This window comes from Microbacterium sp. CIAB417, from assembly GCF_022788845.1.
In genome coordinates this window covers 707,850-728,307 of record NZ_JAHZUT010000003.1, presented here as the reverse complement: position 1 = coordinate 728,307, position 20,458 = coordinate 707,850, and the positions used below count along the sequence as shown (strand labels likewise).

Here is a 20,458-nt window from a genome sequence, read left to right as displayed (position 1 = left end):
CGTAGGACATGCTATTTTCTGGCCTAGGACAAAACGTCGCGCGATGCGACGTCGACGAAGGAGCACCCGATGACCTATTCCCTCACCGGTTCCACGCGCGTCAAGCGCGGACTCGCCGAGATGCTGAAGGGTGGCGTGATCATGGACGTGGTCACCGCCGAGCAGGCCCGAATCGCGGAAGACGCGGGAGCCGTCGCCGTCATGGCCCTCGAGCGCGTCCCCGCCGACATCCGTGCGCAGGGCGGCGTTGCGCGGATGAGCGATCCCGATCTGATCGACGAGATCATCGCGGCGGTGTCGATCCCGGTCATGGCGAAGGCGCGGATCGGTCACGTCGTAGAGGCTCAGGTGCTGCAGGCGCTCGGTGTCGACTACGTCGACGAGTCCGAGGTGCTCTCGCCCGCGGACTACGTCAACCACATCGACAAGTGGGGCTTCACCGTTCCCTTCGTGTGCGGTGCGACGAACCTTGGTGAGGCTCTGCGGCGAATCACGGAGGGCGCGGCGATGATCCGGTCCAAGGGGGAGGCCGGCACGGGGGACGTGTCGGAGGCCACGAAGCACATCCGCACGATCCGCGGCGAGATCGCGGCTCTCGGCGCGAAGAGCGCCGACGAGCTGTACGTCGCGGCGAAGGAGCTGCAGGCTCCGTATGAACTCGTCGCCGAGGTCGCGCGCACCGGTACGCTGCCGGTCGTCCTGTTCACCGCGGGCGGCGTCGCGACGCCGGCGGATGCCGCCTTCATGATGCAGTTGGGAGCCGACGGCGTGTTCGTAGGCTCCGGGATCTTCAAGTCCGGCAATCCCGCCCAGCGGGCGGCGGCGATCGTGAAGGCGACCACCTTCTTCGACGACCCCGCCGTCATCGCCGAAGCCTCACGAGGACTCGGCGAGGCGATGGTCGGCATCAACGTCGCCGACCTGCCCGCTCCGCACCGCCTCGCCGACCGTGGCTGGTGACACCCCGCGTATCGGGGTCCTGGCACTCCAGGGCGACGTGCGCGAGCACGTGCGCATCCTCCGCCTCCTCGGCGCGGCGGTGCGCACGGTTCGCCGGCCCGCCGAGCTCGCCGAGGTGGACGGCCTGGTGATTCCGGGCGGCGAGTCGAGTGTGATCGACAAGCTGAGCCGGGCGTTCGGGATGCGCGACCCGCTGCGCCGGGCGATCGCCGAGGGGCTGCCGGTCTACGGGACGTGTGCGGGGCTCATCCTGCTCGCCGACGACGTGCTCGACGGTCTGCCGGGTCAGCAGAGCTTCGGCGGACTGGATGTGGCCGTGCGACGCAATGCGTTCGGCTCGCAGCTCGATTCGTTCGAGAGCGACCTGCACGTGGAGGCCTTCGGCGGACCTCCGGTGAAGGCCGTCTTCATCCGCGCCCCCGTGGTCGAACGCGTCGGCGCGGGTGTCGAGATCCTGGCGACGCTGGACGACGGACGTGTGGTGGCCGTGGAGCGGGGCAACCTGCTGGGGACGTCGTTCCACCCCGAGGTCTCGGACGAGACGCGGTTCCACCAACGTCTCCTCGAGCGGGTCCGCGCGCGGCTGAACTAAGATCGACGCTGGACTTTCCAGCCGCTGAACACGGGAGACTCATGTCCGGTCACTCCAAATGGGCCACCACCAAGCACAAGAAGGCCGTCGTCGACGCCCGCCGCGCGAAGTCGTGGGCGAAGCTCATCAAGAACATCGAGGTCGCCGCGAAGCTGGGCGGCGCCGATCTCGCGGGCAACCCGACGCTCTTCGATGCGGTGCTCAAGGCGAAGAAGACCTCGGTGCCCAAGGACAACATCGATCGCGCCATCAAGCGCGGAGCGGGCATCGGCGGCGAGTCGGTCGAGTACTCGTCGATCATGTACGAGGGCTACGGTCCCAACGGCGTGGCCCTCATGATCGAGTGTCTGACCGACAACAAGAACCGTGCCGCTGCAGAGGTCCGCACGGCCCTGTCGCGCAACGGCGGCACGCTCGCCGACCCCGGCTCGGTCGCCTACAACTTCACCCGTAAGGGCGTCATCGTCGTCGCCGAGGAGGGCACGAGCGAGGACGACGTCATGATGGCTGCCCTCGAGGCGGGCGCGGAGGAGATCGAGCCGCACGCGCAGGGCTTCGAGGTCATCACCGAGGCGTCCGACCTCGTGTCGGTGCGCACCGCGCTGACCGACGCGGGCATCGAGTACGAATCGGCCGATGTCGAGTTCGTCCCGAACCTCAAGGTCGAGGTCGACGCCGAGACGGCGCGGAAGGTGTTCCGCCTGATCGACGCCCTCGAGGACAGCGACGACGTGCAGAACGTGTTCAGCAACTTCGATCTGACGCCCGAGGTGCAGGCGGAGCTGGAGGCCGACGAGTAAGCGGGCATTGCGGGCGCGTCGGGGCCCCGGCTCGCCGCGAGGCACGTAGCGTGACGGGGTGGGTTCTTCTCTGCGTGTGCTCGGTGTCGACCCGGGCCTGACGCGCTGCGGCGTGGGCGTCGTGGACGTCGGGGCCGACCGTCGTGCGAGCCTGGTGCACGTCGGCGTCATCCGCTCGTCACCCGACCTGCCGGTCGCCGAACGCCTTCACCTCATCGCGCAGGGGCTCCGTGACGCCGTGCGGGAGCATCGCCCCGATGTGGTCGCCGTCGAGCGCGTGTTCGCGCAGCAGAACCGCAGCACCGTGATGGGGACGGCGCAAGCCAGCGGCATCGCGCTCCTCATCGCCGCCGAGCACGGTCTGCGTACGGCGACCCATACGCCCAGCGAGGTCAAAGCGGCGATCACCGGATACGGTTCGGCGGAGAAGCTGCAGGTCCAGACGATGGTGGCCCGGGTTCTCAGACTCGACGCGCTCCCGCAGCCCGCCGATGCCGCGGATGCGCTGGCGCTCGCGCTGTGTCACGCATGGCGCGGTGGCAGTGCCGGTTCAGCGGCGGTCACGGACGCGGCGCTCACACCGGCGCAGCGCGCGTGGCGGGCGGCAGAGAAGGCGCGCCGCTGAGCGTGTCGAATCGAACAAAGGTGCGAAGCGGGATAGGCTCGCACCCATGATCGCCTCGCTCCGCGGCACCGTCGCGCACGCATCCTCCGACGGCCTCGTCCTGGACGTCGCGGGGGTCGGCTACAGCGTCGCCGTCACGCCGGACGTCTCGCGTGCGGTACACCTGGGCGACGAGATCCTGCTGCACACGCACATGATCGTCCGCGAGGACGCCCTGTCGCTCGTCGGCTTTCGCACCCGAGAAGAGCTCGCGGTGTTCGCGGCGTTGATCGCGGTGTCCGGAGTGGGACCGAAGTCCGCGCTCGGTGTGCTGGCGGAGCTCAGCATCGACCAGATCGCCCAGGCGGTGGCCGACGAGGCCGACGGCCCCTTCCGCAAGGTCTCGGGGATCGGGCCCAAGACGGCGAAGCTCATCGTGGTGCAGCTCGCCGGCAAACTGGCGCCTCCGACCGCATCCACCACGGGCTCGACGGCTGCGTCCACCGATCTGGTGGCTCAGCTCGCGCAGGCGCTCGTGGGTCTGGGATGGTCCGAGCGTGTCGCCGCGGAGACGGCGGCGGTCGTGATCGCCGACGCACCCGACGAACGCACGGTCGCCGCCCTGCTGCGCCGTGCGCTGGCGGCACTGGGCCCGGCCCGTGGGGAGGTGCTGCGTGGATGAACTGAGGGATGCGGGTACCCCCGCAGACGAGAGCGAACTCGCGATCGAGGGCGCGCTGCGTCCGGAGTCGCTGGCCGACTTCGTCGGTCAGCAGAAGGTGCGCGGACAGCTGCAGCTCCTGCTCGACGCGGCGCGCATCCAACAGCGCCCGCCCGACCACATCCTGCTCTCCGGCCCTCCCGGGCTCGGCAAGACGACGCTCGCGATGATCGTCGCGCACGAGAGCGGCCGTGCGCTGCGGATGTCCAGCGGGCCCGCCATCCAGCACGCCGGCGATCTCGCGGCGCTCCTGTCGTCGTTGACGCCCGGCGAGGTGCTGTTCATCGACGAGATCCACCGGATGGCGCGCTCCGCGGAGGAGATGCTCTACCTCGCGATGGAGGACTTCCGCATCGACATCATGGTCGGCAAGGGCGCCGGCGCGACCAGCATCCCCCTCGATCTGGCGCCCTTCACCCTCGTGGGTGCCACCACGCGGTCCGGGTTGCTCCCCAATCCGCTGCGCGACCGCTTCGGTTTCACCGCGCACCTCGAGTACTACGAGCCCGAGGAGCTCGAACGGGTCATCGCCCGCTCGGCCACGATGCTCGGCGTCGATCTGCCGGCCACGGCGCGCTCCGAGATCGCCCGCCGCTCGCGCGGAACGCCGCGTATCGCGAACCGACTGCTGCGACGAGTGCGCGACTACCTCATCGTCTACGGCGATGGGGGATCGGGCGATCTCGCCAGCGTGGATGCGGCTCTCGAACTGTACGACGTCGATCCGATCGGTCTCGACCGGCTCGACCGGGCCGTGCTGGACGCGCTCATCCGTCGCTTCCGCGGCGGCCCCGTGGGCCTGAGCACCCTCGCCGTCGCGGTGGGTGAGGAGGCGGACACGATCGAGTCGGTCGTCGAGCCCTACCTGGTGCGGATCGGCTTCATGGGTCGCACGCCACGGGGGCGCGTGGCCACTCCCGAGGCCTACGGCCACCTGGGCGTGCCGCATCCGACCGGAGCCCTGCGGCTCGATGACCTATAATCGCTGAAGGCTTTCGCCGCAACTGACTCGACCAGCGCTGGACCCGGTTCGCGCTGCCCCGGAAAGGGCCCCTCCTCTTCATGGACTTCGCGACCTTCTTCGCCAACTACGGTCTGATCATCCTGCTGGTGATCCTCCTGATCTTCATGTTCTGGAGCTCGCGTCGCCGCATGCAGAAGGCGAAGGCCGAGCAGGAGCAGAAGGCCCGCCAGACCGTTCCCGGCGCCGAGGTGCTGCTGCAGGGCGGTCTGTACGGAACCATCGTCGCGTTCGACCCCGAGAACCTCGACCAGCCAGCACTCATCGAGATCGCCCCCGGCGTCGAGATCAAGGTGCACAGCCAGGCCATCCTCCGCGTCGTCGACCCCGCCGAGGGCGTCGTGACCGAGGACGAGTTCATCGAGGCCGAGGCGAGCGAGGCCGAGTACATCGCCGGCGTCGCCGACGGCGACATCACCTCGATCAGTGACGACCACAAGTACTCGTCGTCGAGCGACGAGGTCGACAACGACAAGAAGGACAAGCCCGAGGCCTGACACCTCCGTCCCTTCCTGCACGAGAAAGCTGATCGTCCGTGGCGACATCCACTCCCGTCCGTCACGCCTGGCGCGCCCTCATCGGGCTCCTTGCGGTGACCGCTGTGCTCTTCGGCGTCAACGCCCTGGGCGTCTACGTGTTCAAGACCTCCGCCGGGGCTCCCGCGAGCTCCTGGTCTCCGGAGCTCGCCCTGGACCTGCAGGGCGGCACGCAGATCATCCTGGCGGCGCAGACCGCCGACGGCGCCGCTCCGAGCGGTGAGCAGATGACCCAGGCCGTCACCATCATCCGCCAGCGCGTCGACGCCTCCGGCGTCGGCGAAGCGGATGTGACGACCGAGGGCGGACGCAACGTCGTCGTCCAGATCCCGGGTGAGGCCGACGAGGAGACGCGTCAGCGCATCCAGGACTCGGCCCAGTTGCAGCTGCGGCCCGTGCTCGTCGAATCGGGCGAGGTCAGCGGCAGCTTCATCGGTCAGGACGGCACGGCCACGCCGTATCCGACGCCCGATCCCTCGCTCGAGGCCACGCCCACTGCGTCGCCCACGAACGGCAGCGACATCGCGTGGATCACCCCCAAGCTGCAGGCGGAGTTCCAGGCATACGACTGCGCCAATCCCACGAACGATCCCGCGAACGCTCCCGACGGCGACCCCCTGATCACCTGTTCGACGGACGGCACGGCGAAGTACATCCTCGGCCCCGTCGAGATCAAGGGCGACGACGTCGCCGACGCCAGCTCGGGGGTCGTGCAGAACAACGGCCAGTGGGCGGTCAACCTCGTCTTCAACGCCGAGGGCACCGCGAAGTTCACCGAGATCAGCCAGCGGCTGTACCCCCTCCAGCGGCCGCTGAACCAGTTCGCGTTCGTGCTCGACGGCACCGTGCTGTCGGCCCCGTCGATGAACGGCATCATCACCGACGGCAAGCCGCAGATCACCGGTTCCTTCACGCAGGAGAGTGCGAAGACGCTGGCGGACCAGCTCAAGTACGGCGCTCTGCCGTTGAGCTTCACGGTGCAGAGCTCCGACACGATCTCGGCCACCCTCGGCTCTCAGCAGCTGATGATCGGCCTGATCGCCGGCCTCATCGGTCTGGCTCTCGTCGCGGTCTACTCGCTGACGGTCTACCGAGCGCTCGGCATGGTGATCATGGCGTCGCTCGTGGTCATGGGCGTGCTGACGTACATCACGCTCTGCATCCTGGCTTGGCGCATGGGGTACCGCCTGTCGCTGGCCGGTGTCGCGGGTGTGATCGTGTCCATCGGATTCACCGCGGACTCGTTCATCATCTACTTCGAGCGCATCAGGGATGAGCTGCGCGACGGCAAGTCGATCACCGCGGCGGTCGAGGACGGGTGGAGCCGCGCCAAGCGCACGATCTACATCTCGAAGTCGATCAACGTGCTGGCCGCCGTCGTGCTCTACATCCTCGCGGATGCGACGGTGAAGGGCTTCGCGTTCACGCTGGGCCTCACGACCGTCATTGACGTGCTCATCTTCATCCTGTTCACGCACCCCGTGATGCAGTTGCTGGCTCGCACCCGGTTCTTCGGCTCCGGCCACCCGCTCTCGGGACTGGATCCGACGGCGCTCGGCGCGGTCTATCGCGGTCGCGCGCAGTTCCGCGCCCCGGTGGCCCAGACGGGTCGCGTCGCGCGCTCCCGCGGCGAGGCAGAGCGCCGCCAGACCATCGCCGAGCGCAAGCGCGCCGCCCAGCAGGGGGATGCCGGTTCCACATCCGCGGACGAAACCGCGTCCCAGACGAAGGGCGGTCGCAGCTGATGCGCTCGATGTCCCAGGTCGGTAACGACCTCTACACCGGCAAGACCTCGTTCCCGTTCGTCGGCCGTCGCCGACTCTGGTTCCTCATCGGCGCCGTGCTCGTCATCGCCTCCGCGCTGGTACCGCTGTTTCGCCCGATCGAGTTCTCGATCGAGTTCACCGGCGGGTCCCAGTTCACGATCAACGAACTGACCAACCCCGACCAGGCCATCGCCACGAGTGCCGTACAGTCCGTCGTACCGAACGCCGAGACGCGCGTCACCACGGTGGGGGCGGACTCCGTCCGGGTGCAGACCGACCAGATGTCCAACGACGAGACGCAGCGCGTGTCCGAGGCGCTCGCGGAGGCCTACAACGTGCCCGCCGCAGACGTCACGTCGTCGTTCATCGGCCCGAGCTGGGGTGAGGGAGTGACGCGGCAGTCCCTGTGGGGCCTGGTGATCTTCCTCACGCTGACCTTCGTCATCCTGGCCCTGTACTTCCGCACCTGGAAGATGTCCGCGGCCGCCATCATCGGCGTCGTCGACGTGCTCGTCGTCACGGTCGGCATCTATGCGGTGTTCGGATTCCCGATCTCGCCGGCTGCCGTCATCGGATTCCTCACGATCCTCGCGTACTCGCTCTACGACATCACCGTCGTCTTCGACAAGATCAGAGAGAACACGCGGGATGACGGGGAGATCTCTGCCCGCACGTTCGGAGAGTCCGTGAACCTCGCGGTCAACCAGACCCTCATCCGCTCGATCAACACGACCGTGGTCGCCATTCTGCCGACCGGCGCGATCCTGTTCATCGGTGCCTTCTGGCTCGGTGCGCAGACCCTCACGGACATCTCGCTGTCGATCTTCGTGGGAACCATCGTCGCCGCGTACTCGACGCTGTTCCTCGCCGCGCCGCTGTACAGCCTTTTCCGCGAGGGAGAGGCGAAGGTCAAGGCGAGCGATGCGCGGGTGCGGTCGGCACGCGAGCGTGCCGTCGTCGAAGCCTGATCGGGTCGCACGCGCGTAAAATGATCCGACCGGGCGAAGGGTGGTGATCGAGGCATGGCCGAGACGCTTCCCGCGGGCGCCCAGAGTTCGTCGCTGCGCCGCCTGATCCCGCGGATCTTCTCGCGCGCCGCTCGTCGCGACGATGTCGACAAGCTCGTCCGCACGGTTCGGACGCACCATCCCAAGGGCGATCTCGCGATCGTCGAGCGTGCGTACGTGGTGGCGGCGCGGGCGCACGAGGGACAGAAGCGGCAGAGCGGCGAGCCCTACATCACGCATCCGCTCGCGGTGGCCCAGATCCTGGCCGATCTCGGACTGGGGCCGAAGGCTGTCGCCGCGGCTCTCCTGCACGACACGGTGGAGGACACCGGATACCGGCTCGACGAGCTGAGTGCCGAGTTCGGCGACGAGGTCGCGATGCTCGTCGACGGAGTCACGAAGCTCGACAAGGTCAAGTACGGCGAGAGCGCGCAGGCAGAGACCGTCCGCAAGATGATCGTGGCGATGTCTCGCGACATCCGCGTGCTCGTCATCAAGCTCGCGGACCGCCTGCACAACGCCCGCACGTGGGGTTTCGTGCCCCCCGAGAAGGCCTCGAAGAAGGCGACCGAGACCCTCGAGATCTACGCGCCCCTCGCGCATCGGCTCGGCATCCAGGCCATCAAGTCCGAACTCGAGGACCTCTCGTTCGCCGTGCTCCACCCGAAGCTCTACGTCGAGATCGACAGCCTCGTCAAGCAGCGCACGCCCCAGCGCGAGCAGTACCTGCAGAACGTCATCAACGCGGTCGAAGAGGATCTGCGCGAGCTGCGCATCCGCGGACGCGTGGCGGGCCGACCGAAGCAGCTGTACTCCGTCTACCAGAAGATGGTCGTTCGGGGGCGTGAGTTCGACGACATCTACGACCTGATCGGCATCCGGGTGATCGTCGCGACCGTCCGCGACTGCTACGCCGTGCTCGGCGCGCTCCACGCGCGGTGGACCCCGCTCCCGGGACGCTTCAAGGACTACATCGCCACGCCCAAGTTCAACCTGTACCAATCGCTGCACACGACGGTGATCGGCCCGAACGGGCGCACGGTCGAGATCCAGATCCGCACGAACGAGATGCACCAGCAGGCCGAGTTCGGTGTCGCGGCGCACTGGAAGTACAAGGAGCGCATGTCGGGCGCCAAGACCGACACAAAGGCCGTCGACGCCGACATGGCCTGGCTCGCCCACATCTCCGACTGGCAGGCCGAGACCGCCGATCCGGGCGAGTTCCTCGATTCGCTGCGGTTCGAGATCGGTGCGAAAGAGGTCTACGTCTTCACCCCCAAGGGGCGGGTGATCGGTCTGCCGGCGGGCGCGACGCCGGTGGACTTCGCGTACGCGGTGCACACCGAGATCGGGCACCGCACGATGGGCTCGAAGGTCAACGGCCGGCTCGTGCCTCTCGAGTCCGAGCTGCATTCGGGCGACGTCGTCGAGGTCTTCACCTCGAAGAATCCGGATGCAGGACCCAGCCAGGACTGGCTCGGGTTCGTCAAGAGCACCCGCGCGCGCAACAAGATCCGCGGCTGGTTCACCAAGGAACGCCGTGAAGAGGCCATCGAGCAGGGTCGCGAATCGATCGCGCGAGCCATGCGGCGCCAGAACCTGCCGCTGCAGCGCCTGATGAGCCAGGACTCGTTCACGCAGGTCGCGCAGCAGCTGCGCTACGAGGACGTGTCTGCGCTGTACGCAGCTGTCGGTGAGGGGCACGTCTCGACCCAGTCGGTGATCGAGAAGGTGACGGCGCTCGTTGCGGCGGACAACGACACCTCCACCGGCCCGATCGACATCCCCCACATCGGCCGCGGTCGTGCGCCGCGCGACGGCGATTCCGGAGTGCTCGTGCGCGGTGCGCCCGACATCCTCGTCAAACTCGCCAAGTGCTGCACCCCCGTGCCGGGCGACGAGATCGTCGGCTTCGTGACGCGGGGGAGCGGCGTCTCGGTGCACCGTGCGGACTGCACCAACGTCAAGTCGCTGGAGTCGGACCCCGAACGCATGATCGACGTTGAGTGGGCGCCGACGACGAAGAGCGTGTTCCTCGTTCAGATCCAGGTGGAGGCGCTCGATCGCTCGGGGCTGCTCAGCGACGTGACGCGGGTATTGAGCGAACACCACGTCAACATCCTCTCCGCGACGGTGTCCACGTCGAACGATCGTCTCGCTCTCAGCCGTTTCGTGTTCGAGATGGGCGACACGGTCCACCTCGACCGGGTGCTGAACGCGGTGCGCCGCATCGACGCCGTCTACGACGTCTACCGCGTCACCTCTTCCTGACGAGCCCCTCCAGCAGAGCGAGCGCGGCCAGGCGACGGGGCACGCGTCGTCTTGCCGCCAGCCACGCGATGGCCCCCTGGGCGGCGTGTGGTGCCCGCTCCGCGCACTGCCCGAGGAGGGCATGCCCCGTCTCGTCGGTGCCTCGCGCGAGATCGGCGATGGTGCGAGCGGGCGTGGTGACGGGAACGCCGCCGAGGCGGACCAGGTCTTCGCCGGGGATGCGCGGATCGCGGTAGATGAAGCGTCGGTCCACCGGCTCGTGCAGGCGGTGCGCACTGATGCGCTGCAGGTCGTGCCGGACGGGCACCTCGTCTATCAAGCCGTGGACCCAGGCCGCGCTGCGGTGGGTCGCCGCCATCCGCTCGCCGACGAGCGGGCGCAGGGATGCGGCCCGCATCGCCGCGGTCTCGATCGTGTCCGCGGGGACGAAGCCCTCGCCGAGTCCGACGAGATCCCCGTCGAGGCAGGCGGCCGTGAGCTCGGCTCGACTGAGCAGCTCGCTCGGGAAGTAGAGGAAACGGGAGCCCATCGCCTCAGTGTGCCGCGATCGCACGCGAAGCCGCGCGGGGCCCGTCCGATCTGTGGACAGGCCCCGCGCGTCGAGGTCGGGAGGAGGCGCGGTTAGCCGCCGATGGCGCGCAGCCACGCCTTGCGGGCCTCGAGGGACTCGCGTGCCGTCTTCGCAGCCTTCGTATCCTTGCGGGCTTCCGCGTCGGCCAGTTCGCTCTCGAGCTTCTCGATGGCATCGGTCAGCTGGCGGGTCATGTCGTTGGCGCGGGCAGTGGTCTCCGGCTCGTTGCGCTTCCACTCGGCGTCCTCGCGGCCGCGCACGTGCTGCTCGATCTTGCGGAGCTCGTCGTCGAGGGCGCGCTCGCGATCCCGCGGGAAGATGCGTCCGATCTCATCCCACTGACGCTGGATCTCGGTGAGGCGCTGACGTGCGGTGGTCAGGTTCTTCTCGTCGACGATCGGCTTCGCGGTCTCGAGCAGCGCCTGCTTGGCGACGATCCGCTCCTTGGACTCCTCGGCCTCGGCGGCCTCACGGCCCTGTCGCGCACCGTAGAGCGCATCACCGGCGGCCTTGAAGCGTGCCCAGAGCGCATCGTCGACGCGCTTGCCGGCGCGCCCCGCGGCCTTCCACTCGTCGAGGAGGTCGCGGTAGGGGGGGATGCCGTCCTCGCCACGCGGGGCAAGAGCCTCGGCGCGCTCCACGAGGCGCGTCTTGCGGTCCTTGGCGGCCTTGTGCACCTCGTCGAGCTCGGCGTAGAAGGCGCGACGATGACGCTCGAGCGTGCTGCGTGCGTCGCGGAAGCGCGTCCACAGCTGCTGCGACGCGGACTTCGGCAGGCGCGGGCCGTTCTGCTGCTGGCTCTGCCACTGATCGAACAGCTCCGAGAGCTCTGCGGTGACCTGCTTCCACTGCAGCGACTTCGGGTCGCGCGCCGCGAGTGCTTCGGCCCGCTCGACCAGCACAGTGCGCTGGGCGAGTGCCTCGTCGACAGCGGCCTTCGCCGCCTCCGCCTCGTGCGCGGTGGCTTCGGCGAGGGACGCGACCAGGGCGTCGAGCCGAGCGCGCAACGCCTCGAGGTCGCCGACGGCCGCAGCGTCCGTGACCTTCTCCCGCAGCGTGTTCGCCGTGTGCCGAAGGTCCGAAGCCGACGCGCCGCCGCGACGGTGACGCACCTCGAGGAGCGTCACCTCGCTGGCGAGGTCGGTGTATTTGCGGACGAAGTACGCCAACGCCTCATCCGGGGTCCCGTCGGGGTACTGCCCGACGACGCGCCAGTTCGCACCCTCGCGCACCGCAACGGTGCCGTCGGCATCCACCCGGCCCCAGGGCTCGTCAGCGGTCCCGGTGGTGTCGGGCTGGTCAGGGGTGTGGTCTGTCGCGGCAGTCACGGGGCACCTCGAGCGTCTCGCGTCGGCGGGGGAAATCGGATTCAGCCTAGTACGCCAGCTGGTCGGGCGCCGTGCAGGTCAGGACGTGGGCTCCGGTGTCGGCAGCGGGGTCGAGGGTGACGTGCTTCCCGAAGGCGTCGGTGCCGGCGTCTCCACGGTCGGGGAGATCGCGCCGGGTCCCAGCGTGTAGTAGGCGATCTGACCGCCGAGCACAGCGAGCACGAGTACTCCGCCGCCGATGCCCGCGATCAGGTTGTCGCGGCGGCGCCGTCGGATCTGGGCGTCGTGGAGGGCGCGGCGCGCCTGGTAGAGACGGGCGCGTTCGCGCTCGGCGCGCTGCTGTTTGCTTCCCGTTGCCACGGTTCCTCCTCGTCGGCCGGATCAGCCGATCTTATGCGGCGCCGACGGCGGTCATCAAAGCCGGCGTCGGCGGGCGCCGTTAGCCTGGGGGAGTGACCTCCTCCGGTGCCCTCTTCCAGGGCCAGACGCCTCTCGCCGTGCGGATGCGGCCGGTGTCGCTGGCCGAGGTCGCGGGCCAGGGACACCTCTTGAAGCCGGGCTCGCCGCTCGTCGCGCTGGCCGATCCCGAGCGCCAGACATCCGGAGCGGTCTCCGTCATCCTCTGGGGCCCGCCCGGCACCGGCAAGACCACCCTCGCGCAGGCGATCGCCCGCTCGTCGGGGCGTCGTTTCGTCGAGCTTTCCGCCATCACCGCGGGAGTGAAAGACGTGCGGGAGGTGATGCAGGAGGCACTGAACCAGCGCGATCTGTACGGTCAGTCCACCATCCTGTTCCTGGACGAGATCCATCGCTTCACCAAGGCGCAGCAGGATGCGCTGCTGCCCGGCGTCGAGAACGGGTGGGTCGTGCTCATCGCGGCGACGACGGAGAACCCGTCGTTCTCGGTGATCTCTCCGCTGTTGTCGCGTTCTCTTCTGCTGACGTTGAAGCCGCTGGGCGACGATGACCTGGGTGCCCTGGTGGACCGCGCGGTGAGCGATTCACGGGGATTGGGCGGGCGGATCGCGCTCGACGACGAGGCGAGGGATGCGCTCGTGCGCCTCGCATCCGGCGACGCCCGGCGCGCATTGACGGCGCTCGAGGCCGCGGCCGCCATGACCGACGGCGAGCAGTCGCCACGGATCACGGCAGCGCTCATCGCGCAGGCGGTCGATCGCGCTCTGCTGCGCTACGACCGCCAGGGCGACGAGCACTACGACGTGATCAGCGCATTCATCAAGTCGATCCGCGGGTCGGATGCGGATGCCGCGATCCACTACCTCGCGCGCATGATCGAGGCGGGGGAGGATCCCCGGTTCATCGCGCGGCGTCTGGTCATCTCCGCCGCGGAGGACATCGGCCTGGCCGACCCCCAGGCTCTGCAGATCGCGGTCGCCGCGGCGGATGCGGTGGCCTTCATCGGAATGCCCGAGGGGCGCATCCCCCTCGCGGAAGCGACGGTGTACCTGGCGACGACCGCCAAGTCGAACGCCGCCTACAACGCCATCAACGCCGCGATCGCCGATGTCAAAGCCGGCGGCTTCGGGCGGGTCCCGACGCACCTCCGCGACGCGCACTATCCGGGTGCCAAGCGTCTGGGGCACGGCAAGGGTTACATCTACCCCCACGACCTCGACGTCGGGGTGGCAACGCAGCAGTATCTGCCCGACGAGCTCCGCGGGCGGCGGTACTACCAGCCGACTCAGCGGGGCATCGAACGCGACATCGCCGCGCGCGTCGAGAAGATCCGCCGGATCCTCGAGGGGTGACTCGTTCGCGCGTCCAATAGCGCCGCACGGCCGTCTGATAACATGAATCGGCTCGAAACCGAGTTTTCGGGCATCCCCCTCCTTCTGCACCACCGTCCGACGCGCCCCGGCGTGCGCGTCATCGGGAGAAGTCGGGTGATACGCCCGTGAGCCGCGAAAGGCGCGGCCACGTCATCGGAAGGACATCTTCGTGACCACGAAGTCCCAGGACCGCCGCAAGGTCCGCCTGTCGCGCGCGCTCGGCGTCGCGCTGACCCCCAAGGCCGCCCGCTACCTCGAGAAGCGTCCCTACGCTCCCGGCGAGCACGGCCGAACGAAGCGCAAGGCCGACAGCGACTACGCCGTCCGTCTGCGTGAGAAGCAGCGTCTGCGCGAGCAGTACGGCATCCGCGAGAAGCAGCTGCGCATCGCGTTCAACGAGGCCCGTCGCACCGACGGCCTGACGGGTGAGAACCTCGTCGAGCTGCTCGAGATGCGTCTCGACGCCCTCGTGCTGCGCTCCGGCTTCGCCCGCACCACGGCGCAGGCGCGTCAGTTCGTCGTGCACCGCCACATCATGGTCGACGGCCAGATCGTGGACCGCCCGTCGTTCCGCGTGAAGCCCGGCCAGCTCATCCACGTCAAGGCCCGCTCCGAGGGCACCGAGCCGTTCCAGGTCGCGGCCGCCGGCGGTCACGCCGAGGTCCTGCCGAACGTCCCCGGATACCTCGAGGTCGAGCTCGACAAGCTCCAGGCGCGCCTGGTGCGTCGCCCCAAGCGCGCCGAGGTCCCCGTGACCTGTGACGTGCAGCTGGTCGTCGAGTACTACGCCGCGCGCTGAGTCGTTCGCGCACGAAGGGCGCCGGGGTCATCCCGGCGCCCTTCGTCGTCCACCCGTCGCCGGCATCCGTTCTCGCCTACGATGGAGGATGCTCGCGGCAGACGCGGACACGATGAGGAAGAGGTCACGGTGAGAAGTCTTCTGTGGTTCGCGGTCGGAACGACGGCCGGGTTCGTGCTCGCGCACCTCGTCAACAAGGATCCGCGCGGACACGAGGTGCTCGCCGAGATCGACGCCCGCATCACCGAGTTCACCGACCGCATCCAGGACGCCTACCGCGAGCAGCAGGCTCGGTTCGACACCGAGCCCGACGCCGCGGGCCCCGCCGCTGACGATCGCTGACCACCCGCGAACTCCGAACGGCCGCTCCGGCGGCCTTCCTGTCCTGCCCGAGGAAGACACCGCATGAAGACCGCCGAGATCGCCCAGCGTTACCTCGACTTTTTCGAGAAGAACGATCACACCATCGTTCCCTCCGCCTCTCTGGTCAGCGATGACCCGACGCTCTTGTTCACGGTCGCCGGCATGGTGCCGTTCGTCCCGTTCCTGAACGGCACCGTCCCGCCGCCGTTCCCGCGCGCCGCCGATGTGCAGAAGTGCATCCGGACCAACGACATCGAGGAAGTCGGTCACACGGCACGGCACGGCACGTTCTTCCAGATGCTGGGCAATTGGTCGTTCGGCGACTACTTCAAGGAAGGCGCCATCACCTACGCGTGGGATCTGCTCACGCGCTCCGAGGCCGACGGCGGGCTCGGTTTCCAGGAGAAGGACCTCTGGGTCACGGTCTACGAGACGGATGACGAGGCCGCCGACCTCTGGCGTCGCATCGCCGGCCTTCCCGAGCACCGCATCCAGCGACTCGGTCGCGAGGACAACTACTGGTCGACCGGGCAGCCGGGACCGGCGGGGCCCTGCTCCGAGATCTACTTCGACCGTGGCCCTGCCTACGGTCGCGACGGCGGCCCCGCCGTCGACGATTCGCGGTTCACGGAGATCTGGAACCTCGTGTTCATGCAGTACGCGATCACCAATGTGCGCTCGAAGATCGACTTCGACATCGTCGGTGAACTACCGAACAAGAACATCGACACGGGCATGGGACTCGAGCGCGTCGCCTTCATCAAGCAGGGCGTCGACAACATGTACGAGACCGACCAGGTGCGTCCCGTCCTCGACCGTGCCGTGGAGCTCTCGGGTCGCCCGTACGGCAAGGAGCACGAGGACGACGTGCGCTACCGCGTCATCGCGGACCACGTGCGCTCCTCTCTCATGCTGCTCTCCGACGGTGTGACGCCGTCGAACGAGGGACGCGGCTACATCCTCCGTCGCCTCATGCGCCGCTCGATCCGCGCGATGCGACTGCTGGGCGTCGACGGCGCGACCTTCCCGGAGCTCTTCGCCGCGTCCCGCGACGCGATGGCGGCGTCGTACCCCGTCGTGGCCGAGGACTGGGGTCGCATCTCGCAGTACGCCTTCGCGGAGGAGGAGACGTTCCTGCGTACCCTCGCGTCGGGGTCGTCCATCCTCGACCTCTCGATCGCCGAGACGAAGAAGACCGGCGGTTCGTCGATCTCCGGCGACCAGGCGTTCCTCCTGCACGACACCTACGGCTTCCCGATCGATCTCACGCTCGAGGTCGCCGAAGAGGCCGGGCTCAGCGTCGACCGCGACGCGTTCGACAGCCTGATGCAGGAGCAGCGCACCCGCGCGAAGGCCGACGCCAAGAGCCGTCGTCGCCAGCTCGCCGACCACAGCGTCTACCGCGACTTCCGGGCGCAGGGCGAGACCGTCTTCACCGGATACACCGATCTCGCGACCGAGTCGCGCGTCCTCGGCATCCTGCACGACGGCGTCTCGGTGGATCGAGCCCGTCAGGGGCAGGTCGTCGAGGTGATCCTGCCGGCCACGGCGCTGTACGCCGAGTCCGGCGGCCAGGTCGCCGACAAGGGCACCATCGTCGGATCGGGTTTCGAACTCGATGTGCTGGATGTGCAGAAGCCGGTGCCGGGACTCATCAGCCACACCGTCGAGGTGCTCACGGGTGAGGTCGGCGTGGGCGACGCCGCGACGACGGTCGTGGATGCGGCGAACCGCCGCGCCGCGCGACAGGCGCACTCCGCGACGCACCTCGTGCACGCGGCACTGCGCGACACTCTGGGAAGTTCCGCCACCCAGGCCGGTTCGCTGAACCGTGCGGGGTACATGCGCTTCGACTTCAACTGGAGCCAGGCCCTCTCGCCCGCCACGCGCAGCGAAATCGAGGAGATCGCCAACAACGCCGTGCGCGACAACCTCGAGGTGACGACCCGCGTGCTGCCCCTCGATGAAGCCAAGGAACTGGGCGCGATGGCGCTGTTCGGTGAGAAGTACGGGACCACCGTACGCATGGTCGACATCGGCGGACCGTGGTCGCGCGAGCTGTGCGGCGGTACGCACGTCTCCACCAGCGCGGAGGTAGGACTCATCAACCTCGTGGGGGAGTCCTCGGTGGGCGCGACTGCTCGACGCGTGGAGGCGCTCGTCGGACTCGACGCGTTCCGTGATCTCGCGGCCGAGCGAGCCATCGTCTCCCAGCTGACCTCGGACTTGAAGGTCCCGCGCGAGCAGATCCCCGCGAGGATCGCCGATCTCGCCGCGAGCCTGAAGGCGGCGGAGAAGAAGATCGCGGCATTCGAGGCGCAGGCTCTCGCGCAGCGCGCCCCTGAGCTCGCGACCCAGGCGCGTCGCGTGGGACAGGTCGGTGCCGTCGTCGCCTCGATCGGCGCCGTCGGATCTGCCGACGACCTGCGTACCGTGGCCCTGGCGGTGCGTGATCGTCTCGGTGAGGACGCGAGCGTCGTCGCGCTCGGTGCGACCGTAGGCGGCCGCCCGATCGTCATCGTCGCCACGAACGAGGCGGCGCGGCGCGCGGGCGTGAAGGCCGGAATGCTCGCCAAGGGGGCAGCGGGCGTGCTCGGCGGCGGCGGCGGCGGCCGCGACGACGTGGCTCAGGGCGGCGGTTCGGATGCGGCTGCACTGCCCGACGCTCTCGACGGGATCCTCCGATCGCTGGAGACCACGTCGGCGTGAGCGATTTCCGCAGGGGCATCAGGCTCGGCATCGACGTCGGGAAGGCCCGGGTCGGCGTCGCGCGCTGCGATCCCGACGGGCTGCTCGCGACACCGGTGGAGACCGTCGCGAGAGCGGAGGACTCGCCGCAGCGTGTGCTCGCCATCGCTCAGGAGGAGAACGCCACCGCGCTCTACGTCGGACTGCCCATCAGCCTGAACGGCAACGAGACGGCGTCGACGCAGGACGCCCGTGAGTTCGCGCGGGCCCTCGCGACCTCGGGGTCGCTCCCCGTGCGACTGGTCGACGAACGGCTGAGCACGGTGTCGGCGCATGCGGCGCTCCGGCGTTCAGGGCGTTCCCAGCGCTCATCGCGTGGGATAGTGGACCAGGTCGCCGCCGTGATCCTGTTGCAGAACGCGCTCGACGTCGAGAAGCAGACAGGGCGGGCGCCCGGCACTCCCGTCGACCCGGACCAGGAGACCGACTGATGTCCGACACTCCCTCTTCCCGCCGCGAGGCGCGCGAGGCCGCCGAACGCGAGCGTGCGAGCACGCCGCAGCCGGCGCGGTCCGCTCAGCCGACTCCCGCGGCATCCGAGCCGATCTTGCGGACGCCGGCCGAGCCCGCAGCGGCTCCGGCGGTGCGTCCCTCGTTGGACGATCTGTTCACCGGTGAAGCGACGACGGACGTCCTGGGTGCACCGCCGCCCCCGCCGGACAAGCGCCGCCGCCGCAAGGGCGGGTGGATCGCCCTCGCGATCGTGGTCGTGCTCGTGGGCGGTGTCGCCGCGGGCGGACTCTGGGTGTGGAACACCTACGAGGACAAAATCCGCGCCGTGCTCGGCTGGGAAGAGCCCACCGAGTTCGAAGCCGGACAAGCACACGGCGAGGCGACCATTACCGTCGTCAGCGGTGACGCCGGTCCCCAGGTCTCCCAGAAGATGTTCGACGCCGGGGTGACCCGCACGGCGAACTCGCTGTACAGCTACATGATCGACAACAACATCGCCTTCACCTTCCAGCCGGGAACGTACAAGCTGCAGCAGGAGATGACCTCGGCGGCGGCGCTGGAGGCGCTCGAAGATCCGGCCAACCGGATGGAGGGGCGTGTCGTGCTGCCCGAAGGGCTGACGGTCGATGTGTCCCTGCAGCGGATCGCCGACGGAGCCGGCGTGTCGCTCGACGATCTGACGGCGGCTGTCGCCGATCCCTCGGCCTACGGCGTCTCGGCGTCGAGTCTGGAAGGCTGGCTCTTCCCCGCGACCTACACGATCGAGCCCGGCACCAGTGCGACGGCGATCATCCAGATGATGGTCGATCGCACCATCCAGTCGCTCGACGCGGCCGGCGTCCCCGCCGACCAGCGGGAGCGCATCCTGACGATCGCGTCGATCATCCAGCGCGAGGCGCGCTACGAGGCTGATATGCAGAAGGTGTCGCGTGTCATCCTCAACCGTCTCGATCCCTCCAACCAGGAGACGTTCGGTCTGCTGCAGATGGACTCGACCGCGCAGTACGGCTACGGCGAGCTCCATGCGGGCTCGGTGAGCACCTCCGAACAGGCGCAGCACGATGACAATCCGTGGAACACGTACGTGCATCCCGGTCTGCCCGTCGGACCGATCTCGAACCCGGGGGATGTGGCGATCGATGCGGCCATGCACCCCGCTGACGGCCCGTGGCTCTATTTCGTCACGGTGAATCTGGACACCGGGGAGACGGTGTTCACGACGACGTACGCCGAGCACCAGAAGTACGTGAAGCAGTTCCAGCAGTGGTGCAGCGAGCACCCGGACTCGGGATGTTGAGCGGCACGCGTCTCGCCGTATGGGGCGATCCCATCGCCCACAGTCGTTCGCCGCTGCTGCACGCGGCCGCGTACGACGTGCTGGATGCGCGGTGGACATACGACAGGCGACGCGTCGACGAGACGGGGTTTCCTTCGGCGCTCTCGTCGCTCGACGCGTCGTGGCGGGGCCTTTCGCTCACGATGCCTCTCAAATCGGCGGCCTTCCGTGCGGCGGTCGCGCATGACGCGAGGGCGCGCTCGACCGGTGCCGTGAACACGCTGCTGCTCGGCCCGCGCGGTCCGCGCGGGTACAACACGGACGTCGGCGGCATCGTGGCCGCGCTCGGTGAGGCCGGAGTGGGTCAGGTGTCGTCGGCGCGGATCCTCGGAGCGGGAGCCACCGCCACATCCGCGCTGGTCGCACTGTCGGAGATGGGCGTCGCTTCCGTCGAGATCCTGGCCCGCCGTCCGGATGCGGCCGATGAACTCGTGGCCCGAGGTGCCGAGCTGGGGATGCGCACCACTGCTCGTTCTCTGGAAGGTCCGCATCGCGCCGTCGAGGTGACTGTGGCAACCCTTCCCGGGGACGCCGTCCTCCCTTCCGCGACGGTGTCCTCGTTGGCGGATGCGGGCGGCACCCTCATGGACGTCGTCTACGGCACCTGGCCGACGCCTCTGTCGGCGGCATGGTCCGACCGTGGTCTGACCGCGGTGTCCGGGCTTCCCATGCTGCTTCATCAGGCGCTCCGACAGGTGCGCGTGTTCGTGGGTGGGGAGCAGGACCAGCCGCTCGATGACGAAGCCCGGGTGCTGGCCGCAATGCGCCGGGCGCTCGTGGGAGAATAGACGA

The 20,458-nt window shown here is 68.8% G+C and carries 20 protein-coding genes; 17 read left to right on the top strand and 3 right to left on the bottom strand.

The genetic code is table 11. The features are described from left to right. Positions 1 to 69: 69 nt before the first annotated feature. The 10 genes from pdxS (at position 70) to KYX17_RS15815 (ending at position 10,278) form a co-directional block, all read left to right on the top strand. Positions 70 to 960: a pyridoxal 5'-phosphate synthase lyase subunit PdxS gene (gene pdxS, locus KYX17_RS15860; RefSeq protein WP_243227905.1), complete on the top strand. Its 891-nt coding sequence runs from the start codon at positions 70 to 72 to the stop codon at positions 958 to 960. Continuing rightward, on the top strand, positions 950 to 1,552 hold the full coding sequence (gene pdxT / locus KYX17_RS15855) for a pyridoxal 5'-phosphate synthase glutaminase subunit PdxT (protein WP_243227904.1): 603 nt from the start codon (positions 950 to 952) through the stop codon (positions 1,550 to 1,552). Before pdxS ends, pdxT begins: the two co-directional genes overlap by 11 nt. A gap of 41 nt (positions 1,553 to 1,593) precedes the next feature. Beyond that, positions 1,594 to 2,352 (top strand): YebC/PmpR family DNA-binding transcriptional regulator, encoded by a 759-nt coding sequence (locus tag KYX17_RS15850; protein ID WP_243227903.1) that lies wholly within the window; start codon positions 1,594 to 1,596, stop codon positions 2,350 to 2,352. A gap of 58 nt (positions 2,353 to 2,410) precedes the next feature. Beyond that, positions 2,411 to 2,977 (top strand): crossover junction endodeoxyribonuclease RuvC, encoded by a 567-nt coding sequence (ruvC, locus tag KYX17_RS15845; protein ID WP_243227902.1) that lies wholly within the window; start codon positions 2,411 to 2,413, stop codon positions 2,975 to 2,977. A gap of 46 nt (positions 2,978 to 3,023) precedes the next feature. Further along, a complete protein-coding gene (gene ruvA, locus KYX17_RS15840) occupies positions 3,024 to 3,638 on the top strand; it encodes a Holliday junction branch migration protein RuvA (protein WP_243227901.1) in 615 nt (204 codons plus the stop codon). Beyond that, positions 3,631 to 4,659, top strand: a complete 1,029-nt coding sequence (gene ruvB, locus KYX17_RS15835) for a Holliday junction branch migration DNA helicase RuvB (protein ID WP_243227900.1) — start codon at positions 3,631 to 3,633, stop codon at positions 4,657 to 4,659. The genes ruvA and ruvB overlap by 8 nt, the downstream gene beginning before the upstream one ends. A gap of 80 nt (positions 4,660 to 4,739) precedes the next feature. Continuing rightward, positions 4,740 to 5,195 (top strand): preprotein translocase subunit YajC, encoded by a 456-nt coding sequence (yajC, locus tag KYX17_RS15830; RefSeq protein ID WP_243227899.1) that lies wholly within the window; start codon positions 4,740 to 4,742, stop codon positions 5,193 to 5,195. A 38-nt stretch (positions 5,196 to 5,233) separates the two neighbouring features. Then, positions 5,234 to 6,979, top strand: coding sequence for a protein translocase subunit SecD (secD, locus tag KYX17_RS15825; protein WP_243227898.1), 1,746 nt, complete (start codon positions 5,234 to 5,236; stop codon positions 6,977 to 6,979). Further along, positions 6,979 to 7,968: a protein translocase subunit SecF gene (gene secF / locus KYX17_RS15820; protein ID WP_243227897.1), complete on the top strand. Its 990-nt coding sequence runs from the start codon at positions 6,979 to 6,981 to the stop codon at positions 7,966 to 7,968. Before secD ends, secF begins: the two co-directional genes overlap by 1 nt. 54 nt (positions 7,969 to 8,022) lie before the next feature. Beyond that, a complete protein-coding gene (locus KYX17_RS15815; protein WP_243227896.1) occupies positions 8,023 to 10,278 on the top strand; it encodes a bifunctional (p)ppGpp synthetase/guanosine-3',5'-bis(diphosphate) 3'-pyrophosphohydrolase in 2,256 nt (751 codons plus the stop codon). Here the strand turns inward: KYX17_RS15815 and KYX17_RS15810 are convergent. From KYX17_RS15810 to KYX17_RS15800, 3 genes are all read right to left on the bottom strand, one after another. Continuing rightward, positions 10,265 to 10,807, bottom strand: coding sequence for a type IV toxin-antitoxin system AbiEi family antitoxin (locus KYX17_RS15810; protein WP_243227895.1), 543 nt, complete (start codon positions 10,805 to 10,807; stop codon positions 10,265 to 10,267). The two genes, KYX17_RS15815 and KYX17_RS15810, sit on opposite strands and share 14 nt — an antisense overlap. 92 nt (positions 10,808 to 10,899) lie before the next feature. After that, positions 10,900 to 12,177 carry a DUF349 domain-containing protein gene (locus tag KYX17_RS15805; RefSeq protein WP_243227894.1) on the bottom strand — a complete coding sequence of 426 codons (1,278 nt, stop codon included), beginning with the start codon at positions 12,175 to 12,177 and terminating at the stop codon, positions 10,900 to 10,902. Positions 12,178 to 12,255: 78 nt separating this feature from the next. After that, positions 12,256 to 12,537 (bottom strand): dioxygenase, encoded by a 282-nt coding sequence (locus tag KYX17_RS15800; RefSeq protein ID WP_243227893.1) that lies wholly within the window; start codon positions 12,535 to 12,537, stop codon positions 12,256 to 12,258. Between the two features lie 92 nt (positions 12,538 to 12,629). Here KYX17_RS15800 and KYX17_RS15795 point away from each other — a divergent pair, with 92 nt between their 5' ends. The 7 genes from KYX17_RS15795 (at position 12,630) to KYX17_RS15765 (ending at position 20,454) form a co-directional block, all read left to right on the top strand. Continuing rightward, a complete protein-coding gene (locus KYX17_RS15795; RefSeq protein ID WP_243227892.1) occupies positions 12,630 to 13,946 on the top strand; it encodes a replication-associated recombination protein A in 1,317 nt (438 codons plus the stop codon). A 190-nt stretch (positions 13,947 to 14,136) separates the two neighbouring features. Then, positions 14,137 to 14,766, top strand: coding sequence for a 30S ribosomal protein S4 (gene rpsD, locus KYX17_RS15790; RefSeq protein ID WP_243227891.1), 630 nt, complete (start codon positions 14,137 to 14,139; stop codon positions 14,764 to 14,766). A 129-nt stretch (positions 14,767 to 14,895) separates the two neighbouring features. Further along, the gene (locus KYX17_RS15785; protein WP_243227890.1) at positions 14,896 to 15,108 is read left to right on the top strand and encodes a hypothetical protein; all 213 of its coding nucleotides are present in this window, start codon (positions 14,896 to 14,898) and stop codon (positions 15,106 to 15,108) included. Between the two features lie 63 nt (positions 15,109 to 15,171). Further along, entirely contained in the window at positions 15,172 to 17,838 is a 2,667-nt protein-coding gene (alaS, locus tag KYX17_RS15780) for an alanine--tRNA ligase (RefSeq protein WP_243227889.1), read from the top strand. Further along, entirely contained in the window at positions 17,835 to 18,308 is a 474-nt protein-coding gene (gene ruvX, locus KYX17_RS15775; protein ID WP_243227888.1) for a Holliday junction resolvase RuvX, read from the top strand. The genes alaS and ruvX overlap by 4 nt, the downstream gene beginning before the upstream one ends. Beyond that, positions 18,308 to 19,627: an endolytic transglycosylase MltG gene (gene mltG, locus KYX17_RS15770; RefSeq protein WP_243227887.1), complete on the top strand. Its 1,320-nt coding sequence runs from the start codon at positions 18,308 to 18,310 to the stop codon at positions 19,625 to 19,627. The genes ruvX and mltG overlap by 1 nt, the downstream gene beginning before the upstream one ends. Then, on the top strand, positions 19,594 to 20,454 hold the full coding sequence (locus KYX17_RS15765) for a shikimate dehydrogenase (RefSeq protein WP_308220902.1): 861 nt from the start codon (positions 19,594 to 19,596) through the stop codon (positions 20,452 to 20,454). Before mltG ends, KYX17_RS15765 begins: the two co-directional genes overlap by 34 nt. Positions 20,455 to 20,458: the final 4 nt, after the last annotated feature.

Coding starts and splice junctions, on each gene's coding strand:
- secF (WP_243227897.1), top strand. CDS start 6,979: ATGCGCTCGATGTCCCAGGTCGGTAACGACCTCTACACCGGCAAGACC.
- KYX17_RS15850 (WP_243227903.1), top strand. CDS start 1,594: ATGTCCGGTCACTCCAAATGGGCCACCACCAAGCACAAGAAGGCCGTC.
- yajC (WP_243227899.1), top strand. CDS start 4,740: ATGGACTTCGCGACCTTCTTCGCCAACTACGGTCTGATCATCCTGCTG.
- KYX17_RS15810 (WP_243227895.1), bottom strand. CDS start 10,807: ATGGGCTCCCGTTTCCTCTACTTCCCGAGCGAGCTGCTCAGTCGAGCC.
- mltG (WP_243227887.1), top strand. CDS start 18,308: ATGTCCGACACTCCCTCTTCCCGCCGCGAGGCGCGCGAGGCCGCCGAA.
- alaS (WP_243227889.1), top strand. CDS start 15,172: ATGAAGACCGCCGAGATCGCCCAGCGTTACCTCGACTTTTTCGAGAAG.
- KYX17_RS15815 (WP_243227896.1), top strand. CDS start 8,023: ATGGCCGAGACGCTTCCCGCGGGCGCCCAGAGTTCGTCGCTGCGCCGC.
- ruvA (WP_243227901.1), top strand. CDS start 3,024: ATGATCGCCTCGCTCCGCGGCACCGTCGCGCACGCATCCTCCGACGGC.
- pdxS (WP_243227905.1), top strand. CDS start 70: ATGACCTATTCCCTCACCGGTTCCACGCGCGTCAAGCGCGGACTCGCC.